This is a genomic window from Siminovitchia thermophila (assembly GCF_016909185.1).
GTDB lineage: Bacteria > Bacillota > Bacilli > Bacillales > Bacillaceae_C > Siminovitchia > Siminovitchia thermophila.
Map to the genome: position 1 here is coordinate 1 of NZ_JAFBFH010000036.1, position 26,502 is coordinate 26,502.

21 protein-coding genes are annotated in these 26,502 nt (G+C 42.1%); 17 read left to right on the top strand and 4 right to left on the bottom strand.

Annotated features, from left to right (window positions below; all coding sequences use genetic code 11):
- Positions 1-280: 280 nt before the first annotated feature.
- Positions 281-1,288, bottom strand: coding sequence for an alpha/beta fold hydrolase (locus JOC94_RS18990; RefSeq protein ID WP_171973758.1), 1,008 nt, complete (start codon positions 1,286-1,288; stop codon positions 281-283).
- A 610-nt stretch (positions 1,289-1,898) separates the two neighbouring features.
- Positions 1,899-3,761 (bottom strand): squalene--hopene cyclase, encoded by a 1,863-nt coding sequence (shc, locus tag JOC94_RS18995; protein WP_077109386.1) that lies wholly within the window; start codon positions 3,759-3,761, stop codon positions 1,899-1,901.
- 158 nt (positions 3,762-3,919) lie between these two features.
- On the opposite strand from shc, the gene JOC94_RS19000 reads away from it, so the two are divergent.
- The 3 genes from JOC94_RS19000 (at position 3,920) to JOC94_RS19010 (ending at position 6,381) form a co-directional block, all read left to right on the top strand.
- The gene (locus JOC94_RS19000; RefSeq protein ID WP_077109387.1) at positions 3,920-5,014 is read left to right on the top strand and encodes a DUF2515 family protein; all 1,095 of its coding nucleotides are present in this window, start codon (positions 3,920-3,922) and stop codon (positions 5,012-5,014) included.
- The gene (locus tag JOC94_RS19005; protein WP_077109351.1) at positions 4,947-5,396 is read left to right on the top strand and encodes a CBO0543 family protein; all 450 of its coding nucleotides are present in this window, start codon (positions 4,947-4,949) and stop codon (positions 5,394-5,396) included. Before JOC94_RS19000 ends, JOC94_RS19005 begins: the two co-directional genes overlap by 68 nt.
- A gap of 70 nt (positions 5,397-5,466) precedes the next feature.
- A complete protein-coding gene (locus tag JOC94_RS19010) occupies positions 5,467-6,381 on the top strand; it encodes a DMT family transporter (protein ID WP_077109352.1) in 915 nt (304 codons plus the stop codon).
- A gap of 383 nt (positions 6,382-6,764) precedes the next feature.
- Here JOC94_RS19010 and JOC94_RS19015 read toward each other — a convergent pair whose 3' ends face one another.
- Complete coding sequence (locus tag JOC94_RS19015; protein ID WP_077109353.1) at positions 6,765-8,072, bottom strand: globin-coupled sensor protein; 1,308 nt, start codon at positions 8,070-8,072, stop codon at positions 6,765-6,767.
- A gap of 435 nt (positions 8,073-8,507) precedes the next feature.
- On the opposite strand from JOC94_RS19015, the gene JOC94_RS19020 reads away from it, so the two are divergent.
- The 14 genes from JOC94_RS19020 to JOC94_RS19085 all read left to right on the top strand — a co-directional run bounded on the left by JOC94_RS19020 (position 8,508) and on the right by JOC94_RS19085 (position 25,482).
- Positions 8,508-8,678, top strand: a complete 171-nt coding sequence (locus JOC94_RS19020; protein ID WP_205180092.1) for a hypothetical protein — start codon at positions 8,508-8,510, stop codon at positions 8,676-8,678.
- A gap of 221 nt (positions 8,679-8,899) precedes the next feature.
- On the top strand, positions 8,900-9,343 hold the full coding sequence (locus tag JOC94_RS19025) for a chemotaxis protein CheW (protein WP_077109354.1): 444 nt from the start codon (positions 8,900-8,902) through the stop codon (positions 9,341-9,343).
- A gap of 100 nt (positions 9,344-9,443) precedes the next feature.
- A complete protein-coding gene (locus JOC94_RS19030; RefSeq protein WP_253191817.1) occupies positions 9,444-9,881 on the top strand; it encodes a chemotaxis protein CheW in 438 nt (145 codons plus the stop codon).
- 12 nt (positions 9,882-9,893) lie between these two features.
- Positions 9,894-11,942, top strand: coding sequence for a chemotaxis protein CheA (locus JOC94_RS19035; RefSeq protein WP_077109355.1), 2,049 nt, complete (start codon positions 9,894-9,896; stop codon positions 11,940-11,942).
- Between the two features lie 29 nt (positions 11,943-11,971).
- Positions 11,972-12,331: a response regulator gene (locus tag JOC94_RS19040; protein ID WP_077109356.1), complete on the top strand. Its 360-nt coding sequence runs from the start codon at positions 11,972-11,974 to the stop codon at positions 12,329-12,331.
- A 55-nt stretch (positions 12,332-12,386) separates the two neighbouring features.
- Entirely contained in the window at positions 12,387-12,845 is a 459-nt protein-coding gene (locus JOC94_RS19045) for a chemotaxis protein CheX (RefSeq protein ID WP_077109357.1), read from the top strand.
- Positions 12,846-12,872: 27 nt separating this feature from the next.
- Complete coding sequence (locus JOC94_RS19050) at positions 12,873-13,664, top strand: CheR family methyltransferase (protein WP_077109358.1); 792 nt, start codon at positions 12,873-12,875, stop codon at positions 13,662-13,664.
- 12 nt (positions 13,665-13,676) lie between these two features.
- Positions 13,677-14,744 carry a protein-glutamate methylesterase/protein-glutamine glutaminase gene (locus tag JOC94_RS19055; protein ID WP_077109359.1) on the top strand — a complete coding sequence of 356 codons (1,068 nt, stop codon included), beginning with the start codon at positions 13,677-13,679 and terminating at the stop codon, positions 14,742-14,744.
- 170 nt (positions 14,745-14,914) lie between these two features.
- Entirely contained in the window at positions 14,915-16,225 is a 1,311-nt protein-coding gene (locus JOC94_RS19060) for an FAD-binding oxidoreductase (protein ID WP_077109360.1), read from the top strand.
- On the top strand, positions 16,226-17,584 hold the full coding sequence (locus JOC94_RS19065; RefSeq protein WP_077109361.1) for a (Fe-S)-binding protein: 1,359 nt from the start codon (positions 16,226-16,228) through the stop codon (positions 17,582-17,584).
- On the top strand, positions 17,581-19,032 hold the full coding sequence (locus tag JOC94_RS19070) for an FAD-linked oxidase C-terminal domain-containing protein (RefSeq protein WP_408021937.1): 1,452 nt from the start codon (positions 17,581-17,583) through the stop codon (positions 19,030-19,032). Before JOC94_RS19065 ends, JOC94_RS19070 begins: the two co-directional genes overlap by 4 nt.
- Positions 19,033-19,094: 62 nt before the next feature.
- A complete protein-coding gene (locus tag JOC94_RS19075) occupies positions 19,095-20,888 on the top strand; it encodes an L-lactate permease (RefSeq protein WP_205180094.1) in 1,794 nt (597 codons plus the stop codon).
- 479 nt (positions 20,889-21,367) lie between these two features.
- Positions 21,368-24,448 (top strand): efflux RND transporter permease subunit, encoded by a 3,081-nt coding sequence (locus tag JOC94_RS19080; protein WP_205180096.1) that lies wholly within the window; start codon positions 21,368-21,370, stop codon positions 24,446-24,448.
- Between the two features lie 263 nt (positions 24,449-24,711).
- The gene (locus tag JOC94_RS19085; protein WP_077109365.1) at positions 24,712-25,482 is read left to right on the top strand and encodes a TerC family protein; all 771 of its coding nucleotides are present in this window, start codon (positions 24,712-24,714) and stop codon (positions 25,480-25,482) included.
- A 629-nt stretch (positions 25,483-26,111) separates the two neighbouring features.
- Here JOC94_RS19085 and JOC94_RS19090 read toward each other — a convergent pair.
- Positions 26,112-26,315: an alpha/beta-type small acid-soluble spore protein gene (locus tag JOC94_RS19090; RefSeq protein ID WP_077109366.1), complete on the bottom strand. Its 204-nt coding sequence runs from the start codon at positions 26,313-26,315 to the stop codon at positions 26,112-26,114.
- Positions 26,316-26,502: the final 187 nt, after the last annotated feature.

Genomic DNA, 26,502 nt, shown 5'->3' on the forward strand with positions numbered 1-26,502 from the left:
GAGGAGTTGGCAAGTGGCGTATTTAATTTATGTATGCCCTACGGGCCATACATAAATTAAATGCCAATCCCTACATTATTAGTTTGCCATAAACAATCCTTAAAGATATTTCTTGTATTCAAAACAATCATAATTGTAAAAGCTATTTTAGGTTTTTCTAGATGTACCCGCTCAAGCAATATTTTAATTACGCTAGGAAACTGCCATATCGACATTCTTTTTCCCGCAAAAGCACCGTTAGGATTTTTACTGTTATTTTCTCAAATAGATCAATTTGTCATTACCTTTTCATAATTTCCAAAACATCATTCTGCATAATCGTATAAAAGCGCTCTTCCTCCTCAATAAAAGGAGCGTGTGCGGAATGATGAAAAGTGTACATTTTCTTGTATGGAGCTTCAATTGAGTCATAAAAGCGTTTAGCTTGGGTGTATGTTGTTTGATAATCATGGACACCCTGGAGTATAAAGACAGGGAGGTTGAGTGTTGGAATAAGTTCTACTAAATCGGTTGTAGCCATGATATGACCTAATGACTGATAGCTGTAAATACTCCCTGGGAAAATATTCATTCGTTCTTGAAAAGAATAATGTGGGCAAGTAAAAACATGTTTTAGTATTTTAAAATGTGAATACCCGGTACGCTTAAACCCACCTCCATACTTGTTTGTAAACTTTTCTCTAATAGCACCATATGAACGATTTTTGTAATATGTATCGTTAAATGCAACTTTTTCTATTTGTTTTTGCGCACGGTTGTCACGTTTAGCTATCGCGGTTTGCAAGATAAAGTGATAGGTCTCTTTTTCAGATTCTTTTGCTGACCCTATTTGACCAATACCAATATAGGCGTGGAAAAGCTCAGGTTTGTCTCTTGCCACAAGGCTCCCAAGAAAAGTGCCCCATGAATGTCCAAGCAGAAAAACTTTGTCTTGTGAATATTTATTTCTCAAATAGTTTATTACTTGTATCGTATCGTCAACTAACTGTTCAACCGTTAGTTGTTTTTTAGCGTCTTTAACATGGTAAGACATTCCTGCTCCTCTTTGATCCCAGTAACAGACGTCAAAAAATTGCTCAAGCCTAATATCGTGAGCTTTAATAATAGGATAGACAGGAAATCCAGGCCCGCCATGTAAAAATAATAATAATGGGTTTCCTTTATTTAAAGATTCAATGATGATTCCTTGTCTTACTCCGTTAATTTGTATATACTCCTTTATTATTGTTCCTGTTCCATTTTCTTCACGCAAGTTACTCAAAGGTTTTTCAACAGAATCTAAAAGCACTCTATCCGCTCCCTCAAGAAAGGTCAATTTCTATACTTATCAATTCTCTCTATATTCTATAATTCCGCCAGTTAGTGAATCATTTCGTGACACTAGATAACCTAAGTGTAGCAAAATTTCCTATATTTTGCAGGAAATGCCCTTTCATCATCAAGCCATAGCGATTTTCTTTCTGTGGTGATAAATGCTTTTTAATACTTGAAATCACGTGAGGTAATGGTTCAAATATTTGGTTTTATTACATCAATAATATCCATCTTATATAAAGTGAATCTTCATTCAGCAGGCGTTTTCTTCCACCTCCTACTGAATGTTAGTTGAACGAATCGGGCATTTAAGTGCCGTTTTCTTCCACTTAGACCTTTTGTATCAACTCAGGTCTTGAAGTGGTGTATATGGCACCTTACATGCGGGATAAATCACCTTCAAGGCTGCTCAACATCCGAGTTACGGCGGCGTTTGGCGGCTCTTTTTCAAATATCATGACGCCCTGTATTTATTCGCGTTCAAAGAATTCATCTGTCTTTAATGGAAATGAACAGTTGAACACCCTTAAATTTGACACTTTGAAGGTGTTTTTCCTGTTTCAAAATAGTTCAAATGGGCATTTTCATTGATTTTTATACTTTTTTACGTAGTTCGTTAAGCTTATTAAAGGAAAGATGTAGCGGTAACTGTGATAATGGATATAAAATGCGCCGCCCATACCCTGACCGACGGGATAGTCATCCGTCCAGTCCTTTTGGTCGTATTTTTGTAATAGATAATCGATGCCGAAATTGATTTCCCTTGAAGGTTTGGCTTCGGCAGCAATGAGACTGTCCAACGCCCAGGAAGTTTGAGTAATGTTGCTTGCTCCTAGGGGTATATACTGATTTTTCTGGTCACTATGACAAGATTCCCCCCAGCCGCCGTCTTCATTTTGAATGTGCTTCAACCAATGCAGCGCTTTTTGAATATGTTTTTCCTCCGGATTTATCCCAGCTGCCAAAAGGCCGGTCATTGCCGCCCATGTTCCATATATATAGCAAATTCCCCAGCGGCCATACCAGGTGCCGTCTTTTCTCTGGTTGGTAAGAAGCCAGTTTGTTCCGTTCTTTACAATTCGGTGTTTTTTCGGCAAATTCGTATAATGACCGAGAAACTCAAGTGTCCTTCCGGTCAGGTCCGCACTGCTGGCATCTGAAATGAGAAACTTGTTTCCTTCGATCGGGAGCAGGTTCCATATCTTTTTATCGATATTTTTTTCGAATGCCGGCCAGCCGCCATCACGATTTTGCATGGAAAGACTCCATGACACACCGCGGTTCCATGATTCCCGAATTGTGGCAGATTGGACCGTAGCGGACAGCGCCCTCAAAGATGCAGTAGTGTCATCCACATCCGGGTTAAATGTATTGATGTCCGAGAAACCCCATCCACCGGGCATAACACCGGAATTACGAATAGCCCAATCGCCGAATTTGATATGCTGTTTCTCCAGTAAATACCTGTTCGCTTTTTGGATAGCGGGATCTGATGGTGAAATTCCCGCGCTTTGCATGGCAAATGAAATGAGAGAGGTATTCCACACATTGGCTGTTGTGTATTGCATATGGGTGTGACCCTTGATAGTACATCTCATTCTTTTTAAGCCGTCAATCGCTTTGGTAATGAGGGGGGCATCTTTTCGGCTACCAAGCGAAAGCAAAGCAAAAATCATGAGAAAAGTGGCACTGAAGTAGCTGTTTAACGTGCCATCCGGTTCGATGTGTGTAAGCATATATTGCTTTGTTCGCTCAATGGCCGATTGGCGAAGCTGAAATGGCAGGCCGATGAGGTATTTAACCGCTTTTTCCATATAATCGGCGATTGTTTTCAGCTTTCGGAGCTCTTCGTTTGAATAGAAATCACTCGATCTGGATGTAAATAAATGCGAAAGATCTGGACTGTATTTTGTTTTTTTACTGTATTTTTTTGTTGCCAAAATCATGATGGGGGCGAGGTTGGCCCGGCCAAATACTGAAATGTCATAAAAATGGATTGGAAAAGAGAGGGGAAGCAAGATCAATTCTACGGGTATGGGGAAAAAAGCCGGCCATTGATATTGTCCGGTTAACGCAAGCATTATTTTTGTAAACATATGGGATTTTTGAATTCCGCCATTCTTGACAATAAACTTTTTGGCTGCCCGCATTTGTGGATCTGATGTCGAATAATAGGTGGAATAAAGGAGTGCATAGTATGCTTCCACTGTAGCCGTTAAATTTCCGTCTCCTTCATCGTAATAAAGTTTCCATGCCCCATTCTTTTCTTGCCTGCTGAGGAGGCGTTGAGTCAATTCGCGGATTAAATCTTCATCATTTATTTCCAGCGTCCTTAATAAAATAATCATATACGCGTCGGTGGAAGTCCCCGTTTCAAAAGGGAAATTCCACGACCCATCAGAAGATTGGCGGGCTTTCAGCTCTTCGGTGATGCGCCGGATGGTCATCTCAACGTGTTCAAATTTCAATTAAAACCAACTCCTTGCTTGCTATGTGTATGTTTCATATTTATTCTTGCGGGGAAAAAGAATGCGGTTTGGGGGTGAAGGAGTTTTTTGTTAAAAAAAAACTAACGAAAAAAAAGCTCTCTGACCATCTTATCCCCATGAAAAATCAATTGAAGAAAAAAGAGGGTACCCCTTCATCTTGCGAATCGGCAGTCTTGCCGAGTAAAGACAAGATGCTGTTGGAGCAAATAAAAGCCCAAACCGCCGCTTTAAATCTCAATAATGTGACAAGAACAATGGCTTACCTGAATTTTTATCTGCATTACCCGGAAATCCATTGGGCTTTTTTAGGTCATGTCGTTTCTCGGAACGGTGGTTGGAATATGACGGATCTAAAAGGAGAATTGCTTGTAAAGCTATTAAATGAAAGACGGAGGGAAGACTATTTCCTTTTTTTAGAGAGGGGAAATTGGCTCATCTTCCAGGACATCTATCCCCAGTTTCTACTTTATGCGGAATCCGTGAAACAAAATAGGAATTTATTTTATTTGTTGCCCTATTTGCATGTATCCGTTTTTATGGAAGTAGTGTGGAATGACTTTTGGAATAGAGGAGACAGCTATACGTTGGCGATTGCCCAGGTCATCAATGAACAGAGTTATCTAGAAAAGCGAGTTGTAAAAAATCCGGTGTATCAAGAGAAAGTACTTTATACGTTTGAATTTCTTTTACAGGAACTGCTTTCATTCAACCATATTCTGTTTCCGTATTCAGAGCCGGATCATGAAGGAGGAACCGCGCTTGTCGGAATGACACTTGATTATTTCGGCTCGCTTCATGAACGCATTGTACTTGGTAAGCACTTATATCGTCTGTTATTTTCTGACCAGCGTTTGTGGCGAAAGGTGTTGGGATGGTGTATCGCCCAGCCGCATACAGGATCAAGGAAAGACTATTGGCCGCATCTTTTCAACGATGTGCATGAAGGGTTGCCGGGCACTATTTATAAAAGATTAAAGAAATGCCAATTGAAAAAAGGATTTCCACGATTTTATAGCCCAAGACTGGAATTTGCCTGGAAAAATGTTGTTCAAGAAGATGCGGAAGAAGGGGACTGGTTTAATCGCTGGGACGTCATCTACTACTTGGAAAAAGATCATGAAAAAAAGAGTGGGGACATAGAAGATGATTACTGTGAAACGCTGGAAAATCTCGAGTTTGCGGCCTCCGCCAAAACAGCATTTTCGAAATAGGAGGCCTTCTTATTTTACGGCGATTGTATTTGGCTGCCTTATCGCGACATATTTGGATTTGTTATTGGTTGGTAAAGGGTTATATGAGTTTCCCAAACGGCCGTTTTCGGATGTTTTTCCTATCGATGTGTTTTTTACACTGGTTGCTTTGCCGTTATTCACGTTACTGTTTTTGTATATGGGAAAGCACATGTCCAGGAAGGGAAGATGTCTTTTCTACTTGGGATTGGGTCTTGCAGCCGCGGTATTTGAAATGTTGGCGGAATCCGCCGGATTACTTCGGCATACAGAAAGCTGGCATCATTGGTATTCGACGATTGGATATTTTCTGTTTATGTATCTCGTATGGATGGTTTCCCAAGGCGTCCGGGTAAATAAATAGTCTTTCTATCCAATAGTGTGGTAGTATGATATAGGAAATTGAACGATGACGGATTGGCAGGCGGTATCAGATGAACAGCTTTTTGCTATACATTTTGTTATTTGTACTCATGATCGTTTGGGGGTTTAATGTCACTGCGATTAAAATTATCGTCAGCCACTTCTCTCCGGTGACAATTACGTCTTTACGCATTTTTCTCGCTTTTTTAACACTCTCGCCGTTGCTATTTTATCGCAATAAAATTCAAAGGCTTTCATTTAAAAACATACTGATGATTGCGTGTGTTGCTGTTTTTGGAGTTCTTGGCCACCATGCTTTTTTATCTGTCGGACTAAAGTATACAAGCGCGGCCAATGGAGGCTTGATTCTTGGCTCGGTGCCCATTGTTACGACCGTCGCGGCTGCTCTTTTTCTTGGCGACCGTCTGACGGTTTTTCGGATTCTTGGTTTGGTTTTTGGGTTCTCGGGAGTGGCTTTGATCATGCTTGCCAAGCCGGGAGCGGCATTGCAATTTTCCATTGGGGATATATTCATTTTTCTCGCCGTTCTTACTCAAGCGGCCAGTTTTATTTTAATTAATAAAATGGCAAACTCGGTAGGTTCGCAATCTTTGACGGGGTTGTCCATGTTGATGGGATCCGTTATGTTATTCGTCCTTAGCGTCACGGTTGAACCTGAAGGATTGGCTTCCTTGAAAACGGGGACTCTCATGGCCTGGCTCGTGTTTTTTGCGTCTGGTTCCATTGCGACGGCAATGGGCCATCTTTTGTATAACTATGCCATTCAGAGAATTGGAGCAGGCCAGGCTGCTCTTTTTCTTAACTTGTCTCCCTTCTTTTCGTTGGTTGGGGCTGCTGTATTTCTCGGAGAAAAAATTTATTCCATCCAATGGATCGGGTTTTTGTTGATTGTGGTCGGGGTCGTGCTCGGAACCGGATTTTTGGAACACCGCGCTAAAATCAAGAAGCCGGAAGGTGGAAAGTGAGAGGTTCGACCATAAGTTGAAAACGAATTGCTGTTTGTCCAATCGTGAAAATAAACCGCATGAAATCAAGGTTTTTACATTTGATTTCATGCGGTTTCATTTGTATAAGGCTTTATTTTCATAAGAAAGAGGTGGCCGAGTTCATTTCTGAAATTCAATGGAAATTTTCACATCCTTTTCATTCACCTGTCACTCATATTTCAGCCGACTCAATGGGTTTCTTCATTTCCAGCACGATCGTTTTGTAACGGTTTTATACGGCCTTGCCTCTACATATAGACATAATAAAAGCACCGCCAATTGTCAGACGCGCATCTCACAATTGGGGTGCAATTCAGGTTCCTGCCTTCAATAGTCATGATCAAGCAGCAGTCAGCTCTATTTTACGCCTTTATGGCTGCTTCATTCAATTCTTCGGCAGATTCGGCCACGATCGAAGTCGCATGTTCAATTTCCTTTACAACTTTGATTAGAACTTTTACTTGTTCTTGCACTTCCGTTGCGGTAATGCTGTTTTGTTGTACGGACTGGACTATTTTTTGGAACGATTCATAGGTGTCTCTTGAAGAGGTAATACCGGATTGCACTGCGTTTTCCACCTGTTCCAAAGATTCGATGACCCGCTCTTTATGGTTGTTGGAAGTGGTGATTAATTCATGTATTTGAGTAATGGAATCTTTTGTTTGTTCAGCAAGCTTTTGCACTTCCTGGGCAAGTACAGCAAATCCCCTGCCATGTTCTCCGGCTCTTGCCGCCTCTATGGCGGAGTTTAAAGCCAAGACGTTTGTTTGTTCGGCTATATCTTGGACCATATATATGACATTTGAGATTTTTTCGGAAGACTCTCCCAGCTTATGGATACTTTCAATCATTTCCTTTGACAGTTCTTCCATAAAGTTGATCTTTTCAAGGAGTTCATTTAAATTGTTTTGGCCATCACTGGCAAAGTCTCTAGCCAATATGGCTTTTTCGTTACTTTCAGCCGTTGTTTGATTGACTTCATCAATGCTTATGCTTAACGTTTCAACAGAAGCCTGATTTTGCTCAGCAAGTGCCACAAGGTCTTCACTGACAGCTGTCATTTTATTTTTCAAGTAGGATTTCCCTTCTTCGAACTGAACGCTTAACTGTTCCATTTGTTCTTGATGGTATGCTTCAAGCACAATTTGTTGTTCAAAGCTCAATACCTTTTGCACCGCGTCAATCACGCTCAGAAGCTCCCCTTTGGATTGCACTTCTTTAAAAATAATCTGGGTAAGTGAATTTTGTATATTTTGGAAAGCCCCCATATACCAAGAAGGTTCAAGCCCTATTTTAAAATGTATATTGGCTACCTTCAGTCTTTTATTGATAAAATTCTTGTCAATATTGCCGTCAAACAATTCAATCATATGTCTTCTTAACGTCTTTTTTAGTCTATCCACCGTACTGTGTTTTAGAACCATTTCTTTTAAATGATCAAGATTTAAAATAGTGTCATAGAAAGTATTCACCAATAGATCAATATTCTTTTCGATTAGTGGCTGAATGCTTTTGATGATATCCAAATCAGATTTACTTAAATCGATCATCTTCATTTTGGCTATGAGACGGGCATCCTGAATGTCAATATCACCCGTTCCCCTGCTTTTGAGTGTTTTTACTGTTTTATCGGATTTGCCACTTTTTTTTACCAAACCGAACAATGCCATCCTGCTTCCTCCCCATTCCTTGATCCACTTTAACCAGCTTCTTGCTTTATGAAATGAAAAATACGATTCATCATACACATTATTATGTTTAATATTTTGCCTGCAATTATTTATATCGGCTATGTTAATCATATTATTTAGTTTTACAAGGAATTTGTTTTATATTTTTTTGCTATACGGGGCGATCGTCCCGCCGCTTGATCTTTTTTAATTTCTAAAGCCAATAAAAATGAGTCTTTATGCCTAGGTAAAAAATAACATGTTTCCGTTGAATTATCAAATTTTATGTAGTATTTTTAAAATTATCTTGTAAACTTTCCTTTATTCTTTTTGTAAGGATAATGGGCAGATGGCGGGGGATGCCAGCATTGTTCATTTAAAAAGGCGTTATAGTGAGTTTGAAGGAAGTGTTTAGGGCTTAAAATGATTTGAGAATTGTTTCACTATGAAAAGTTTGTTGCCGAGATTGCCGGGTTCGTCAAGTTCATGAAAGCACCAAAAATATTAGACGTGTTTAAGGGAATCATTGCAGCAATCCAACAGCCGTTTGCGGAATGTTTGCCTAAAGGGGGCGGATGGAGATGTGCAAACGAACTGTTTGAATAGTAAAAAAACTCCCTGCATTCTAAAGAAAGTGTCATGTATGTCGATAAAAATGATATGAGATATCCAGTTTTGTAAACAGGCACGAGATAAATATTGAATAGAGGATGTCAATGTTCCTGTATGTCGTAAAGACCTCTGTGGAATCTGCCGCTTTACATATTTGGAGAACCTTTGAAAAGTAGTAGGGGTTCTGTTTTTATTTTTTGAAAGGGGAGGTTTGAATGAATCCGATCAATGATCAATATGTTGTTTTTGCGATTAATGATAAATATTTTGCCATCTCCATTCAAGATGTATTTGAAATTACCAGAATGAGGACTGTGAAATGGGTTCCCAATTCAAAAGACGAGTTTTTGGGTGTCATTCATTTTAGAGAAAAAGTCATACCGATTGTTAGCTTGCATCGAATGTTTTTGGAAAAGGAAAATGAATTAGTGTCAACAACCCGCATAATCGTTTTGAACAACAATATCAAGGAAAGCGGGTTTGTGGTAGATGATGTGGATCAGGTGAAGTTTCTGCCGGAAGAGTATATAGCCCCTGCCCCTCACTCATCTCAGAGTGAATGGATCAAAGGAGTTTATCATCATGATGATCAAACGATCACAATCTTGGATTTGGAAACACTGCTAAGTGATGTAGATGTAAAGAAAGTGTTGGAGTAAGCGGCTTGCAATCGCCATTGTGAACATTTTGCCATGAAGGTAAAAACGAAATTTTGTAAAAAGAAGTAAATGTTTAAGCGCCTGTAAAAGAAGAGTGAGAGTGGGTGAAACGATGGAAACGATCCAACAGGAAAAATATATTTCTTTCGCCATTGGGGAAGAATTATATGGCATCAAAATCAATGAAATAAAAGAAATCATCAAAATGCAGGATACTACCGTCATCCCAAACTCCAAAGAATATATAAAAGGAGTTATTAATCTGCGAGGCATCGTTATTCCGGTTATCAGCCTGAGACACCGATTTGACTTGCCTGAAGAAAAATACACAAAAGATACTAGAATTATAGTCGTCAGCTATGAAGGCGAAATGGTAGGCATTGTGGTCGACCGAGTAAGCCGGGTGACAACGTTTGATGATTTACAGCCATCGTCCGGGGATCACGGTAATATTGATAAATCTTTTATTAGTGGAATCGGGACTTCAGGGGAAGAATTGGTTGCTGTATTAAATTTAAATGAACTTCTTGGGCAATAGGTGGTGAAAAACATGGAAACATTCGATTTAACCGAGTTTTTGGGCGTTTTTATCGATGAGGTGGACGAACAACTGCAAATAATGGATCAGGAAGTATTGGCGCTTGAAGAAGATGGAGAATCCAAGGAAGTGATCCAAAAGCTTTTCCGTGCCGCCCATACGATAAAAGGGTCCTCCGCGACGATGGGATTCGATGACATGGCCAAATTAACCCATGCGATGGAACATTTATTGGACCATGTCCGGAATAATCGCTTACATGTAAGCGAAGCATTAATTGACCTTTTGTTTAAATGTCTCGATCAATTAAGACAGCTAAAAGATGAAATTGTTTCTGAGGAAGAACAAAGAACGGATGTCGCTCCGCTTATAAAGGAAGTGCAATCATTTTCCCAGGGAACCGGTGGTGGCAATGCTTCTGGACAACCTGAAGGCAAGGGAGAAACGGCTGCTTTGTTCACCGCGGAAACGCATCGCAAAGCTCAAGCTTTAAAGGAAAAAGGATTGCGTATTTTTCAAGTTGAAGTAAAAATATCTCCTGACTGCGGAATGAAATCAGTTCGTGCTTTTTTAATTTATAATGAGTTGCAATCATGGGGAGAGATGATACAAACCCTCCCCGCAATGGACAGCGAAGTTGACGCTGACTTTCAGAATGTTTACTTCCTGATCGCTACACAGCAAGATGCCGAGGACATCAAAGACTTGCTTCAATCCATGAACGAAGTTGCAGATGTAAGTGTAGTCCCGTTTACTGCAAGGAGCGAAGCGCAAAGCAAACCAGTCAAAAAGACTCGTTCGGATAGCGGATCTGCAGAAAAAAAGCCTAAGGTTACGCGCAAAAGGCAGGATGAGGCAAAGCAGAGGAAACAGACGAAACAGACGATTCGAGTGGATGTAGACCGATTGGAGCACTTAATGAACTTGGTCGGTGAATTGGTGATCGACCAAACAAGGATCAAACAAGTGGCGAGCGATTTAGGCAGACAAAACTCCGGGGCAGAAGCGATTGAAGAACTGGATCAGGTAACTGATCACATTGGCCGGGTAATCGGAGAGCTCCAGGAAAGCGTGATGAAAGTTCGGATGCTTCCGATAGGTCAATTATTCAGCCGGTTCCCGAGAATGGTACGTGATCTTTCCCATTCTTTGAACAAAGAAATAGATTTGGTCATTGAAGGCCAAGAAACAGAATTGGACCGGACAGTTATTGAAAAGATTGGCGATCCGCTCATCCACTTAATACGAAATGCGGTGGATCATGGACTTGAATCCACTGAGGAGCGAATCAAGAATAATAAGCCTGAAAAGGGCCTTTTACGTATTAATGCCTACCACGAGGAAAATCAGGTTGTCATTACCGTGGAAGATGATGGCGCGGGAATAAACCCCGAGAAAATAAAAGCTTCCGCCATTAAAAAAGAACTGATCACCACAGAAGAAGCCGAGGCAATGACAGATGAAGAGGCGATACATTTAATTTTTCGCCCGGGATTCTCGACTGTTGCGAATGTCAGTGATGTTTCCGGAAGAGGAGTGGGCATGGACATCGTCCGAAACCACATTGAAAGTTTAAATGGAATCATTGAACTGGACTCAAAACTGGGGAAAGGCACCATTTTTAAAATCAAACTTCCGTTAACATTGGCGATTATTACAGGGCTGATTGTGGGCATAGGCGAGAGAACCTTTATCATCCCGATGAGCAACGTCCTGGAGATTGTACGAGTACCTCTGGATTCCATCCAAACGATAAAAGGAAAATCCATTGTGGTGATCAGGGAGCAAGTTTTACCTGTCGTATGGTTGAACGATTTATTACAGATTCCCAGAAAAGATCGAAATAACAGGCAGGTTCCGCTTGTCATTGTAGGTTTGGGTGAAAAAAGAATCGCTTTAATGGTGGATGAACTGCACGGCAACCAAGAAATCGTTGTAAAATCATTAGGAAAATATATCGGCAAAATTAAATATATATCAGGAGCTACCATTTTGGGTGATGGTAGAGTTGAATTAATACTGGAAGTTGCCGGTATTTCCAGGGTTGTTAATGACGAATAAACATGAAATCAGAATAGGGGAATGGAATTATGAGGATTTTAATTGTGGATGATGCTGCTTTTATGCGCATGACTTTACGAAAGATGTTGGAAGAGTTTGGCCACGAAGTGGTGGGAGAAGCTGTTGATGGCAATGATGCGGTAGAGAAGTACAAAGAATTAAATCCTGATTTGGTTACGATGGATATCACGATGCCAAACAAAGACGGGATCACCGCCACCAAGGAAATAAGGGAACTTGATCCCAAAGCCAAGGTTCTTATTTCATCAGCTATGGGGCAGGAGTCAATGGTTAAAGATGCCATCATTGCAGGAGCCTCCGATTTTATCGTTAAGCCAATTGATCCGCAAAGAATGAGTGCAGCTATCAAAAAGATTGGTGAAAAGTAAACAAGGTTCAGTAACTCTTTTTTGGTAGCGAGAAATGAATGTGAGGATGGAACTTATGAATACAATTAGTTTAGAACCTTTTTTAAAAGCATCAACACATGTGTTTGAACAATTTCAAATGTCTTGTCAAGAAACCGGGGACAACAGCCAAGCAGCAACACCAACATCGGAAGATGTACTCGCTATGATAGGCATAACAGGTGATGTCCGCGGACAAATCATTTTTAGAATTCCTTTACAGGTTGGGCTGGAGATCTCTTCTACAATGATGGGGATGCCGACTGAAAACTTGGATCAAATGGCTCAAAGCGCACTTTTGGAACTGGGGAATATGATTTGTGGCAATGCCATGACTATTTTTATGGAGAAGGGTTTTTCCATGAATATCACACCTCCAACGTTAGTGGTAGGCCAATCTATCGAGGTGTCAGGAACAGAGATGAAAGCTTTATACACCGCTCTGTCCATCAATAATACGGGATCTATTGAACTAACGCTTCTGTATGAAGAATAAAATCCCGATGGAGCTGAAGGTAAAACCATGCCAAAAGTGATTGATTTGGAGAAAGATTATGAGCAATTTGTGCTGAAGATCAAAAAGAGGACCAATATAGATTTGCAGCTCTATAAAGAGGATCAAATGAAGCGAAGGTTGACTGCTTTTAAAACAAGAAAGGGCTTTTCCACCTTCGATGATTTGTTCGTTGGGATGATCAATAATGAATTTCTATTTGATGAGTTTTTAGATCATATGACGATCAACGTGACAGAATTTTTTCGTAACCCCATGAGATGGGAAATACTGGAGAAAAAAATTATTCCCAGGCTGTTGTCACAAAATGATGTCATTCATTGCTGGAGTGCCGCTTGTTCAACTGGGGAGGAACCTTATAGTGCGGCGATGGTATTGTCTTCCCTCAACAATGTAAAAGATTTTCGGGTTTTGGCCACGGATATTAATCAAAAAGTCCTTGATAAAGCAAAACGTGGAGAATATGAGGAAAGCTCATTGAAAAACCTGTCTCCTGCTCAAATCAAATCTTTTTTTCAGGATGCGGGTGACCATTTCAAAGTGAGGGATGAGATCAAAAGAAAGGTAGAATTCAAAAAGCAAGACTTATTGTCAGAACCTTTTCCAGGAGGTTTTGATTTGATTATTTGCCGGAATGTATTAATCTACTTTACTGATGAAGCAAAGGACGATCTTTTTCATAAATTTAGCAGATCGCTGAATAAAGGAGGATACCTTTTTGTCGGAGGGGCCGAGCAGATTTTTCAACCCGGAAAATATCAGTTAAAGGAAACAGAGACGTTTTTTTATATGAAAGTATAGGAGAGGTTTCAGGTGTTAAAAATCAGGGTGCTTGTTGTTGATGACTCCATGTTTATGCGTAAACTCATTTCAGAACTGATTAATCAAGATCCCTTGCTGGAAGTGGTCGGGATCGCCAAAAACGGGCTGGAGGCAATGGAATTAACAAAAGAACTTAAGCCTGACGTCATAACCATGGATATTGAGATGCCGAAAATGGATGGCCTATCAGCACTTGAGCAAATTATGAAAAACTTCCCTACTCCTACCCTTATGGTAAGTTCTCTTACCGATAAGGGAGCATATGAAACAATTAAAGCCTTGCAGCTCGGAGCTGTAGACTTTATCCAAAAACCGTCGGGCTCTATCTCAGTGGATATGTTTCGTGTAAGAGATGAACTACTTACAAAAGTCAAAGCGGTTGCCAAGGCGCCGCTTTCGAAAGATCGGCCTAAACGTAGATTCGCACCCGCAAAAAAGATAAAAAAAGATCCCATTCTTCATCCGGGTCCTGTCAATACAACGTTTAACCAAATATTTGCCATCGGGACATCCACAGGCGGGCCAAAAGCGCTCGAAACCGTCATTACTGAGCTCCCGCCTGATTTTCATTGTCCGGTATTGGTTGTTCAGCATATGCCGCCTAAATTCACTCATTATTTGGCGAAAAGATTAAACGACATTTCCAATGTCACCGTGACTGAAGCTGAAAACAATGAAATCATCCGGGGTGGTACGGTTTATATTGCACCGGGAGATTATCATATGGAAGTCCGTCAAACCATCAATGGCTATCGAATCGTGCTGAACAAGGAGCCGCAACGGAATGGGCATCGCCCATCTGTCGATGTTTTATTTGATTCTGTTTCCAAGCTGAAAAAGTTAAAACGCCACTATATTATTATGACCGGCATGGGCAGTGATGGAGCGAAAGGGATGCAAAAAGGCAAAGAGGAAGGCGCCGCGACAACCATTGCCGAATCTGAAAAAACTTGCGTTGTCTATGGTATGCCGAAATCAGCCGTTCAACTGGGGTGCGTGGATCATATTATGCCTGTAGATCGCATTTCCGCGAAGATGGTGGAATTGGCAAAGGCATGATGAATGATTGGAAAAAATGGTTTCACTTTAAACAATGTATATTTCTCATCCTTACTTGGGTGAGTTTTTTTGTGGTTAAACTGTTTAGTATATTCTAAAAATTGCTTGAATACAAAGAATTTTAATGATTAAATGGAGAAAACAGGACTTCGTAGATTGGGGTGGATGAAATGACGACAGCAAGTATTCTCTCTCATTTAAAGGCAGTTATTCCTGAAGATCGCATTTTTGATGGGGAAGATGATGAACTCCATCTTGGCAATGGAGGAAAAGTGACGATTTACCCCAAAACTGAGCAGGAAATGGCTGATATTTTGGCTTATGCCAACACATCGGGACAAACCGTTTCTGTCATGGGAGCGGGAACGAAAAGAGGATTTGGCGGTTTAACGGAACAAGCTGATATATTGATATCGACAAAATCCTATACTGGGGTTGTTGAACATGTTCAAGGTGATATGACCGTGACGGTGAGGGCAGGAACCGTATTTGGCGAATTGCAGCAGTATCTTGCCGATTATTATCAAAAAGTGGCCGTCGATCCTTTTTTTCCCGAAGAAGCAACGGTGGGCGGGGTGATTGCCGCCAATGACAGCGGGCCGAAACGATTTAGATACGGCGCCGCGCGGGATGCTGTCATCGGGATGAGAATCGTTTATCCAGATGGAAAAATAATCCGCACCGGCGGAAAAGTGGTGAAAAATGTAGCGGGGTATGACATGAATAAGTTATTTATCGGCTCAATGGGAACTCTTGGGGTTATTTCGGAAGTGACATTTAAGTTGCGTCCTCTACCAAAGTGCGAAAGCGTTGCTTTTATCAGTTTCCCGGCTAATCAGATGAAAGAGATACGCCGATTTGCCTCACAGCTTTTGGATGTCATGATTGAGCCTGTTGCCATTGAATTGCTGAACCCAACAATGGCCGCTACATTAACAGGATATGCATGCACAACTTTGGTTGTCAGCTTTGAAGATGTAGAAAGTTCGGTTCTTTATCAAGAAAACATGCTCAAGGCAATGAAGCCTTCGGACTCTGAACTGTCCATACTGTCTGAAGGGGAAACAAAACAATTTTGGGATTCCTTTTATTCCAAAGGAAATAAGGGTCAAAACGTTTTTCAGGCGGCTGTCAAAATAGGCGTCGTCAACATGGACGTTGTAGAGATTATCAACGAAACCATGAAACTGGAACACTCGCAAAACATACAACTCAAGGCTCATGGAGGTTTGGGGCATGGGCTCTGCAAAATCAATTTTTATGGAGAGGCAGAGAAAGTGGTTGCGGCCATTCACCAGATGAGAACAAAGGCGGAACAGCTTGGCGGCTATGCCGTTATCACACATTTGCCGTTATCTTATAGAAAGGAGATTCAAGTTTGGGGAGAAAAACCGTCTTACTTTTTCTTGCTGGAAGGGATGAAAAAAGAGGTTGATCCAAAAGGAATATTAAATCGGCACAGATTTGTGGGAGGGATATAATTGTCTGCAGAAAAGCAAAGGGAAGCTCAACAAACCCCTGCATGTGAGGAAATACGGCTGGGCAACTATCTTTGGCAAGATCCCCCTGATCCCAATAAGTGGGCAGATTGCGTACACTGTGGCATGTGTTTGGAGTCATGTCCAACATATGAAATAACAGGGCAGGAACAGCATTCACCGCGGGGGCGCGTCCATCTCATTCAATCGGTTGCTGAAGGCAGGCTGGAAGTAAATGAGGATTTGGTTCATCCAGTGTTTGATTGTTTAGATTGCCGGGCTTGTACTACGGCGTGTCCCGCAGATGTCAATGTGGGCGGGCTGATCGAGGAAGCAAGAGGACAGATTCGGCAGGCCATGCCTTTAACAGGCTGGAAAAATATTGTGAGTAAATTATTTTTGGAAAGCTTGTTCCCATATCCCGCTCGAATGCAAAAGATTGGCGGGATGTTAAAGCTGTATCAAAAAAGCGGGATACAAACAGTCGTAAGAAAAACCGGCTTGATCCGTGTAATGCCCAAGCATCTTGTTGAAATGGAAGGGATCATGCCGGTTATTGAACAGCAGGCCGTTCAAAAGAAATATAAAAATGAAGACGTGATCAAGACAAAGACAGAGAAAAAGGGTGAAGCCGCCCTGTTAACCGGCTGCATAATGGATATCATGTTCAGTGATGTGAACGAGGCAACGATTCATGTCTTAAATAGAAATGGAGTCGATGTGACGATTCCTAAAAATCAGACATGCTGTGGCGCGCTTCATGTTCATGCCGGTGATAGGGAAATGGGAAGAAAGCTGGCGAAACAAAATATTCAAGCATTTGCAGAGACAGAAACGATTGTGGTGAATGCTGCCGGATGTGGGTCAATGATGAAAGAATATCCCGAGTTGTTCCGCTTTGACCAGGAGTGGAAAGAACGTGCGGAAGTCTTTTCCAACAAGATAAAGGATATATCGGAATATTTGCATGATATTGGATACGAAAAACCAACAGCCGAAATTCACAAGCGAGTAACGTACCATGATGCGTGCCACTTGGTACACGGGCAAGGCATTTCGAAGGAACCCCGGGACATTTTGCAGGCTATTCCTGGTGTGGAAATCGTAGAAATGCCCAATGCTGACCGCTGCTGCGGAAGCGCGGGAATCTATAATATTACGAATCCCGAAATGGCGGATGCGATATTGGCAAGCAAAATGAGCAATGTTCCCCACGATGTGGACATTATATCTATGGGAAATCCAGGGTGCATGCTCCAAATGGCACTCGGTGTCCAAAGGCACGGACGACGACAGGAGATCGTTCATACAGTCCAATTGCTTGATTTAGCCTATCAAAAAGAAAAAGAGGGGGTGAAATGATGAAAACAAGAAACATAAAAGTGGCCGATCCTCATATACAAAACTTGGCATCTCTTTTATCGGGACCTAATCCTATTTTATACAAAAAAGTTGATTTGGCCGCTTATGATTGTGACGGTTTTACGATTCAGAGATTTTTGCCCAAGGCGGTTGTTTTTCCTGAAAATACAGAAGAAGTGGCAGCAGTCGTCAAATATTGCGCTGAAAACAATTTACCGTTTTTGGCGCGCGGGGCAGGCACGGGCTTGAGCGGAGGAGCGATTCCGCTTAATGGAGAAGTGATCATCAGTTTGACAAGAATGAAACGCCTTTTAAGTGTTGATCTTGAAAATAGGCGAGCGGTCGTGGAGCCAGGTTTTATTAACTTGCAATTAACCCGTTCTGTTGCAAATAAAGATTATTATTATGCTCCTGATCCATCCAGTCAATATTGCTGTACGATTGGGGGCAATGTTGCTGAAAATGCCGGTGGTGCACATTGTCTGAAATATGGGGTGACGACCAATCATATTTTGGGATTGGAGGTCGTTTTACCGAATGGAGAGATAATGGAGATTGGAAAAAACGGCATTCCCGATGAACCGGGCTATGATTTGCTTGGGCTGTTAACGGGGTCTGAAGGAACGCTGGGCATCGTGACAAAAATTACAATCAGGCTATTAAAAAATCCGGAATCAAAGCAAACGGTACTGGCCTATTTTGACCGGATAGAAGACGGAAGCCAGGCGGTATCCGACATTATTTCGGCAGGAATTGTTCCGGCTGCATTGGAAATGATGGATAAAATCGCGATCGAAGGTGTGGAGTCTGCCGCTTTTCCGGTTGGGCATCCCCGGGACATCGCGGCTGTATTATTAATAGAAGTCGATGGAATCGCCGCGGGAATCGAGGAACAGATTGAACAAATATTAGAAGTATGCAGAAACAGAAATGTGAGGGAGGTGAGGGTGGCCAAAAATGAACAAGAAAGAGAAAGATGGTGGGCGAACCGGAAAACAGGCTTTGGAGCGATGGGGGCTATTTCGAACGATTACCTCGTCCAGGATGGAGTTATACCACGAAGCAAATTACCTCAAGTATTGAAAAAGATTCATCACATCAGTAAAGAGCATGGATTAAGGATCGCCAATATTTTTCACGCGGGAGATGGGAACCTTCATCCGCTTGTCCTGTTTGATTCGCGGATTCCGGGCGAAACCGAAAAGGCGATCGAAGCGGGAAGCGCCTGTTTAAAGGCATGCGCCGATGCAGGCGGCACGATTACAGGTGAACATGGTGTGGGGATCGAGAAAAAGGAAGAAATGCGCTTCGTTTTTACAGATGATGAAATAACTGCCCAAATAAATATCCGCCGGGTATTTAATCCGGATAATCTGTTAAATGCGGGAAAAATGTTTCCAACCCCTGGCCGTTGCGCCGAGATAAAACAAGAACTTCAGAAAAAATAACCATAATACATTCACCACAAGAAGAAGGCATATAAAAAATTCACTTTGAAAGGAGTTTTTTGGTGAGTACAGGCTTGCTTGCTTTTTTATCTCTATTGCCGATTCTTGCTGTAGGTGTGTTTCTTGTTGGGTTGAGGTGGCCTGCCAGCAGGGCTATGCCCATTTCTTATATTCTGGCAGCCGCATTGGCGCTTTTTGTGTGGCAAGTTCCAGGAGCAAATGTTGGGGCCGCGACAATTAATGGCGTTGTTGTCGCCTTTACCCTCTTATACATCATTTTTGGCGCCATTTTATTGTTGAATACGCTCCAAGAGAGCGGCGGCATTAAAACAATTCGCCAAGGATTTACGGATATTTCGGAAGACCGGCGAATCCAGGTTATCATTATTGCCTGGTTATTTGGCTCTTTTATCGAGGGGTCTGCCGGGTTTGGAACGCCTGCGGCTGTTGCCGTTCCGCTCCTTGTCGGTTTGGGATTCCCCGCTATGGCGGCAGTTGTGGCGGGCATGGTGATTCAAAGTACCCCGGTAACTTTTGGGGCAGTGGGAACCCCGGTGCTTGTCGGGGTTCAAACAGGGCTCTCGGCAGACCCCGGCATTAGCAATGACTTTCTGCAGTTGGTCACGGTGATTGGCGGCAAGACGGCCATTTTGCACATGATAGCCGGCACATTCGTTCCACTATTTGTTGTATCGCTCATGACACGATTTTTTGGTAAAAACAAATCATTTTCAGAAGGAATTCAAGTATGGAAGTTTGCGTTGTTCGCTGCATTTGCCATGACGATTCCGTACGTGATCGTAGCAAATGTTCTTGGTCCCGAGTTTCCATCTATGACGGGCGGATTGGTCGGCCTGATCATTGTCGTATTGGCGGCCAAAAAAGGGCTGTTTGTGCCCCCGAAAGAAGAGGCATGGAATTTTGAAGATGAATCCAAATGGGACTCTGATTGGAAAGGAACAGTTGTTATAAAAGACATCGCTCATAAAAGCGGCTCCATGTCAATGATTCGTGCCTGGTCCCCTTACATTCTAGTTGGGATTTTCCTCGTTTTGACCAGATTAAAGACCTTGCCGTTTATGGAGTGGGCCCAGTCATGGACAATCGCATTTGAAAATATGTTTGATTCGGGCATTACAGCAAGCTTTCAGCCGCTCTATTCGCCGGGCACCATTTTCATTATCGTTTCTTTCATCACATACTTCTTACATGGAATGAATGGAAGCGCTTACTACAGGTCGTGGGCGCAATCCGGAAAAACGGCTTTGGCTGCATCTACTGCTCTCATTTTTACTGTCCCGATGGTGCAAGTATTTCTGAATAGCGGCGGTGGAGAAGCGGGCTATGAACGAATGCCGATAGAGCTTGCCAACGGTGTTGCGGCACTTGCCGGGGAGTACTGGCCGTTTTTTGCCACCTTTATTGGGGGCCTCGGAGCATTTATTGCAGGAAGCAATACGGTGAGCAACATGATGTTTTCCCTTTTTCAATATGACGTTGGATCACAGATTGGCGTCGATCCGACTTGGATTGTCGCTTTGCAATCTGTTGGCGGTGCGGCGGGAAACATGATTTGCGTCCATAATGTTGTAGCCGCATCCGCCGTTGTTGGTTTGCTTGGCAAAGAGGGAACGGTTATTCGAAAAACATTATTCCCGTTTACGTATTATGCGCTGTTAACCGGCTCCATCGGTTATGCCATTGTATGGTACTCCCAGAAAGGGTTGTTTAATCTTGGGTCCATCATAGCCTTGGCCATTATATTTACCGCTATTTACATCATTGCCACGAACCGCAACCGGATAGCCGTGCTTAAAGTGACGGCATCGGATCATTCGGTAAAAGATGTAAAGTAATAATCCCAGGCATTCACTGAGCGATTCGGTGGGTGCTTTTTATGTTGGGAAAATGCACTGGCGAACATGTTGAAAAGCGAAGCGAAAGTCGTTTGCGAATGCCAAAGTCCCCAAGCGCTGTTGGAGAAAAGCATTCGTCGAATTCTCCCAACTCCTCGAAAGACTTCGTTCATAAGATAAAAATGTCCCACCAAAAAGAGGCTGTCTAGTATTGCACTAAAAGGTAACACCCAAGAAAGTTGAATATACAGCATTCTTGGGTTTTTTTTGAAATTTTCAAGCAGCAATATTACTTATCGGACAATCCCTGATTCCATTTGGACCGGCAAGGTTGGATGGCAGCGACCAGACGCCTTTGGGCGTCTTGCTTTGTTTGTGTGAGAAAATATGTTTAAAACTACTATGTTTTATGTTTATGAACTTGGAGGATACATTGATATAATGGAAGGTGTTTAGACATACCGAAAGGAGTACTTTTTGTGAACCTGAGCCATTTTTCGATTAGAAGACCGGTTTTTACAATCGTTACAATGTTTCTCGTTGTTATACTCGGAATCGTCTCACTTCTAAAAATTCCGCTGAAATTAATACCAGATATTAATCCCCCCATTGCCGTTGTAGTGACGTCTTATGAGGGGGCAAGTCCGGAGGAAGTGGTTGAAAAGATTACTAAACCGCTGGAAGCAAACTTATCCACACTACCGGGCATTAAAAATATACAATCATTTTCCGAGGATGGATCTAACTTGGTTTTGTTGGAGTTTTCATGGTCCACTTCGATTGATGATGTTCAAAACGATATACTGCAAAGAATTGATCAGACTCCGGTTCCTGCCGATGCGGAAAAACCGAGATTATTAAAGTTTGATCCATCGCAATTTCCGGTCATTCAGCTTTCACTAAAATCCAATACGGATGAGGACTCCTTAAAAAGGCTTGCCGATCAATTAACAACGGAACTGAAAAGAGTGAAAGGCGTAGCGAGCGTGAATGTGTCCGGAACGCTAACTGAAGAAATCCGGATCACGCTTGACCAAAACAAACTGAGAGACTATGGGCTCTCCCAGTCGGATATTGTGAATGTGGTTCAAGCGAGCAATGTGTCAATGCCCGGCGAAACTGTGTTAACGGATGGAAAGGAATTGACAACACGCATTATTAGCAGCCTTCAATCTCCTAAAGATATCGAAAACCTTTCCGTTACAATCAATCCGGCAAGCGGCGAAAAAATTCAGATACGTGACGTGGCCACTGTGAACCTGCAGAAGCAAGAGGAAAAAACAATTACACGGACAAATGAATTGCCGTCTGTTCTAGTCAGTGTTTTGCAGGAATCAGATGCGAATACAGCAAGCGTCTCAAAGGATTTTCAAAAAGAATTAAAAACATTGCTTCAAAAAGACCAATTTAAAGACATTGAAGCAGATATTCTTTTTGACCAAGGGGATTATATTAGGATTGCTATCGGAAACATTTCTTCTTCCCTCATCATCGGGGGAGCGCTGGCAATGCTCGTATTGTTTTTATTCTTACGAAGTGTAAAAAGTCCACTCATTATTGGCATTGCGATCCCTTATTCCGTTATCGTGACGTTTGTTTTAATCTATTTTTCGGATTTCGCATTGAATATTATGACTCTCGGTGGGCTTGCGCTTGGCATCGGTATGCTTGTTGATAATGCCATTGTTGTCATTGAAAATATTTATCGGCATCTTTCGATGGGAAAAGATCCGAAAACTGCCGCGAGAGAAGGTGCCAAAGAGATCGCAGGTGCCATTACGGCTTCCACTTTAACCACGGTTGCCGTGTTCCTGCCCGTTGTATTTATCAGTGGTCTTTTAGGTCAATTGTTTAAAGAATTCGCTCTAACCATTTCATTTAGCCTTTTTGCATCACTATTCGTCGCCTTGACTGTTGTTCCGATGCTTGCCAGCAGGGTGTTGAAAAAGCCGCCAGCCAATCATGAGGCAAGGCGACGCAGGTCCAAGACGTTTAGATGGCTGGACCGTTCCATTCGCTGGTCCTTAAGGCACCGCTTCGTCGTCTTGCTCGTCTCTCTACTGCTCTTTGTTGGAGGAGCCGCTGGAATATCAACAGTAGGTATGCAGTTTTTACCTCCAACGGATGAAGGATTTTTCAGCATGAATGTGGAGCTGGAAAATGGCGCCGCTTTGTCTGAAACGGAGAAAGTTGTCAAATTGATTGAGGACCGCTTAAAAGATGATAAGGCCGTCAATACGTATGTCAGCTTGATTGGTTCTACTCAGGAAGCCTCCTTCCAAGGCAGTTCGAAAGCAAATACGGCAGAGATTTATGTAAAGATGCAATCTCTAGAGGATAGAGACATATCACTGTTTCATTATGTTGAAGATCTTAAGTCGGAATTGGAAAAAGAGGTGGAGAAGGCAAAAAAAGGAACGAAACTTACGTTTCAAGTAGACACTGCTTCCGGCATGGAAGCACAAACCTTGACATTTAATGTGAGCGATACGGATAAAGAGCGTTTAGATAAAAATACCGATAAAATTTATAAAGCGCTTGGCCAGTTGGATCATGTGACATCCCTCATGACGAGCACCGCGGAAACAGTTGAGGAAGTCCAAATGACGATTGACAGGGAAAAAGCGTTTGAAGCCGGACTAGCTCCAGCACAAATCGCAACCATCGTCAACGATGTAACACGCGGTGTGCAGGCAGCGCAAATAATTGGTGAAAACTCCGATGTATATGGGGTTTTCGTTCAATACGATGAACAAGTAACAAGAAATCTCGATAAGCTGAAAACGGTATTGATTAAAAAGCCGGACGGAACCTATACGGAATTAAAAGATGTGGCAACAGTCAAAGTAGGTGAAGGGCCGGTTGAAATCCAGCGAATCAACCAGCAAAACTCTGTGGAATTTACAGTAAAATACAGTACGGATACCAATTTAGGAGATATCACGAAAAGAGTTAATGAGAAAATAGCCGACCTTAACTTGGAAGACGGAACAGAAATCACATACAGCGGGGAGTCAGAGCTGCTTGAAGACTCCATCAGTGACATGATGATGGCGTTTATCCTGGCCATTATCCTTGTCTATATTGTCATGGCTGCCCAATTCGAATCATTCAAATATCCGTTTGTCATCATGTTTACAGTGCCACTTATGGCGATCGGTGTAATGATTGCGCTATTTTTGGCGCAAATGCCGCTCAGCATACCAGCATTGATTGGTATCATTATATTGGCGGGAATCGTCGTAAATAATGCCATTGTGATCGTTGACTATATAAATCAACGAAAAAGGGACGGAATGTCAAGCTACGATGCGCTTGTCATTTCTGTAAAAGACAGGGCTCGTCCTATTTTGATGACAGCATTAACGACCATTTTGGGGCTTGTTCCGCTTGCACTTGGAATCGGTGAAGGAACAGAAATGAACCAGCCAATGGGGGTAGCGGTCATCGGGGGACTCGTCAGCAGTACCTTCCTTACTTTATTTGTTATTCCGGTTGTTTATAGTCTGTTTGACCCGGAAACAAGAAAAATGAATAAAAAAAATAAAAAAACCTCATGATAACCATTGAAATTTGATCCATTGTGTTTTATAATACTAATAGTTTAATAGGCTTGGCTTTTAGTGAAGGGGAGTAGCAGCAGATGCGTTTACCTGCATCTGCAACAAAGTCGTCAATTCGTGAAGGTTACGCTTCACCGGCTTTGTTGGCATGATAAATGTCTAGCAAGACCTTTGCCCATCGGGCAGGGGTCTTTTTGTTTTCTTGAAAAATCCATTTTAAATGCCCGGTGGAATGTCTATACTATATTGGAGGGATTTCTTTGGATTTTTCTATGCTACTGGAGTATTTATGGGTCCTGGTTATTTTAGTGGGACTGGAAGGGATTTTGGCCGCGGACAATGCGGTCGTCATGGCTGTCATGGTCAAGCATTTGCCAAGGGATAAACAGAAAAAGGCGTTGTTTTACGGCTTGTTTGGTGCATTTATTTTTCGATTTATCGCCTTATTCCTTATCACTTTTTTAGTTAATGTATGGCAAATACAAGCGCTTGGTGCAGCTTATTTATTATTTTTATCTGTTCATCACATTGTGAAAAAGTATTCGGCTAATGGTAATGAAAGTAAACCGGAAAAAGTAAAGAACAAAAAATCCCACTCATTTTGGCCGACGGTGATTAAAGTTGAAATTGCCGACATTGCTTTTGCGATTGATTCCATGCTTGCAGCGGTTGTTCTTGCTGTTACATTGAAGCCGACAGGATGGTTTCAAGTAGGGGGCATAGACGGAGGCCAATTTATTGTCATGTTACTTGGCGGCCTTATCGGAGTAATCATTATGCGTTTTGCCGCCACAACCTTTGTGCGTTTGTTGGCCAAATATCCTGGTTTGGAGACAGCCGCATTTCTGATCGTTGGATGGGTCGGGGTAAAATTGGCTGTGTTAACATTGTCACATCCAAATCTTGGTATTTTAAACAAGCATTTTCCCGAATCAGCGGAATGGAAGCTTACATTCTGGATCGTCCTGGTTGTCATTGCAGCCGGTGGATATTTTCTATCGAAAAAGAATGTCTTACAAGAATCTAAATAAATGGAAGACCGCTTATGGTGTATCGCGATCAATAGCACGAGTTTGAAAAAGCTCCTTTAGTGACGGGACCACGCCAGCCCCTGGGGGATGATTAAAGAAGCGGCCAAAATCAATAAACCGAGGCGATCACTGCCGTTCCATGGGGATACATGGAAAGTGGTCATCAGGCCGAAGTGCTCATTTCCGTTTTATGGGGGAAATGGAAAAAACGGTCATAAGAGATGGCAGTGATCGAGCCTGTTCTATGGGGATAATCGAAGCAGTGGTCATCAGGCCGAGGTGCTCGTTCCCATTTTAATGGGAAAAACGATCAAAGCTCGTATACGGAGATAATCGAAAAAACGGTTATTCAACGCTTATTGTGCTCAAAGGAAAGGGACCGGGACATAACCATGTAAAAATGAAACAAACCGCATGGAATCAAGTTTAAAAACCTTGATTTCACGCGGTTTTATTCTCACGATTTTTACGAATATTAATCAGGCTTTCAACTTATACCCCAGCCCCCGCCTCTATATTTGATATTCCCTTTTATGGGGTATATATTTGGGGACGGTGAAGTATCATTTATACCTGGTATTATCCAAGTTAGGGAAGTTGGCGTTAATTGGCGTTAGACTTTAGCTGTCTTAGCTGTCGCTTTGTTGGTTGGATAATTGTACTTGTGCTTGTTTCACAAGGCGCTTAGTGATTTCTCCGCCTACGGAGCCATTTGCCCTCGCTGCTGTGTCGGATCCAAGAGTAACACCGAATTCCTGAGCTATTTCGTATTTCACGTTGTCCAAAAATTGTTCCACGCCAGGAACAAGCAATTGATTGCTTTGCTGTCCCATACCTATTCCTCCTTTCTCTTTGTTTGGCTTAATTTTTATTATTCCGCGCAAAGTGTAAACCATGCTGGAACATGCTGTATATTGGTGCATAACTTCCTATATGGCTAAAATCAATCCATTTTTTTCTGAAATCGTGGTGAATAATTCTTTCTTTTTAATACTTTTTTGCTTAATATGTAAGAATGAG

Coding starts and splice junctions, on each gene's coding strand:
- JOC94_RS19050 (WP_077109358.1), top strand. CDS start 12,873: ATGCCAAAAGTGATTGATTTGGAGAAAGATTATGAGCAATTTGTGCTG.
- shc (WP_077109386.1), bottom strand. CDS start 3,761: ATGACCATCCGGCGCATCACCGAAGAGCTGAAAGCCCGCCAATCTTCT.
- JOC94_RS19005 (WP_077109351.1), top strand. CDS start 4,947: ATGATTACTGTGAAACGCTGGAAAATCTCGAGTTTGCGGCCTCCGCCA.
- JOC94_RS19060 (WP_077109360.1), top strand. CDS start 14,915: ATGACGACAGCAAGTATTCTCTCTCATTTAAAGGCAGTTATTCCTGAA.
- JOC94_RS19010 (WP_077109352.1), top strand. CDS start 5,467: ATGAACAGCTTTTTGCTATACATTTTGTTATTTGTACTCATGATCGTT.
- JOC94_RS19025 (WP_077109354.1), top strand. CDS start 8,900: ATGAATCCGATCAATGATCAATATGTTGTTTTTGCGATTAATGATAAA.
- JOC94_RS19015 (WP_077109353.1), bottom strand. CDS start 8,072: ATGGCATTGTTCGGTTTGGTAAAAAAAAGTGGCAAATCCGATAAAACA.
- JOC94_RS19000 (WP_077109387.1), top strand. CDS start 3,920: ATGAAAAATCAATTGAAGAAAAAAGAGGGTACCCCTTCATCTTGCGAA.
- JOC94_RS19045 (WP_077109357.1), top strand. CDS start 12,387: ATGAATACAATTAGTTTAGAACCTTTTTTAAAAGCATCAACACATGTG.
- JOC94_RS19070 (WP_408021937.1), top strand. CDS start 17,581: ATGATGAAAACAAGAAACATAAAAGTGGCCGATCCTCATATACAAAAC.
- JOC94_RS19035 (WP_077109355.1), top strand. CDS start 9,894: ATGGAAACATTCGATTTAACCGAGTTTTTGGGCGTTTTTATCGATGAG.
- JOC94_RS19040 (WP_077109356.1), top strand. CDS start 11,972: ATGAGGATTTTAATTGTGGATGATGCTGCTTTTATGCGCATGACTTTA.
- JOC94_RS19090 (WP_077109366.1), bottom strand. CDS start 26,315: ATGGGACAGCAAAGCAATCAATTGCTTGTTCCTGGCGTGGAACAATTT.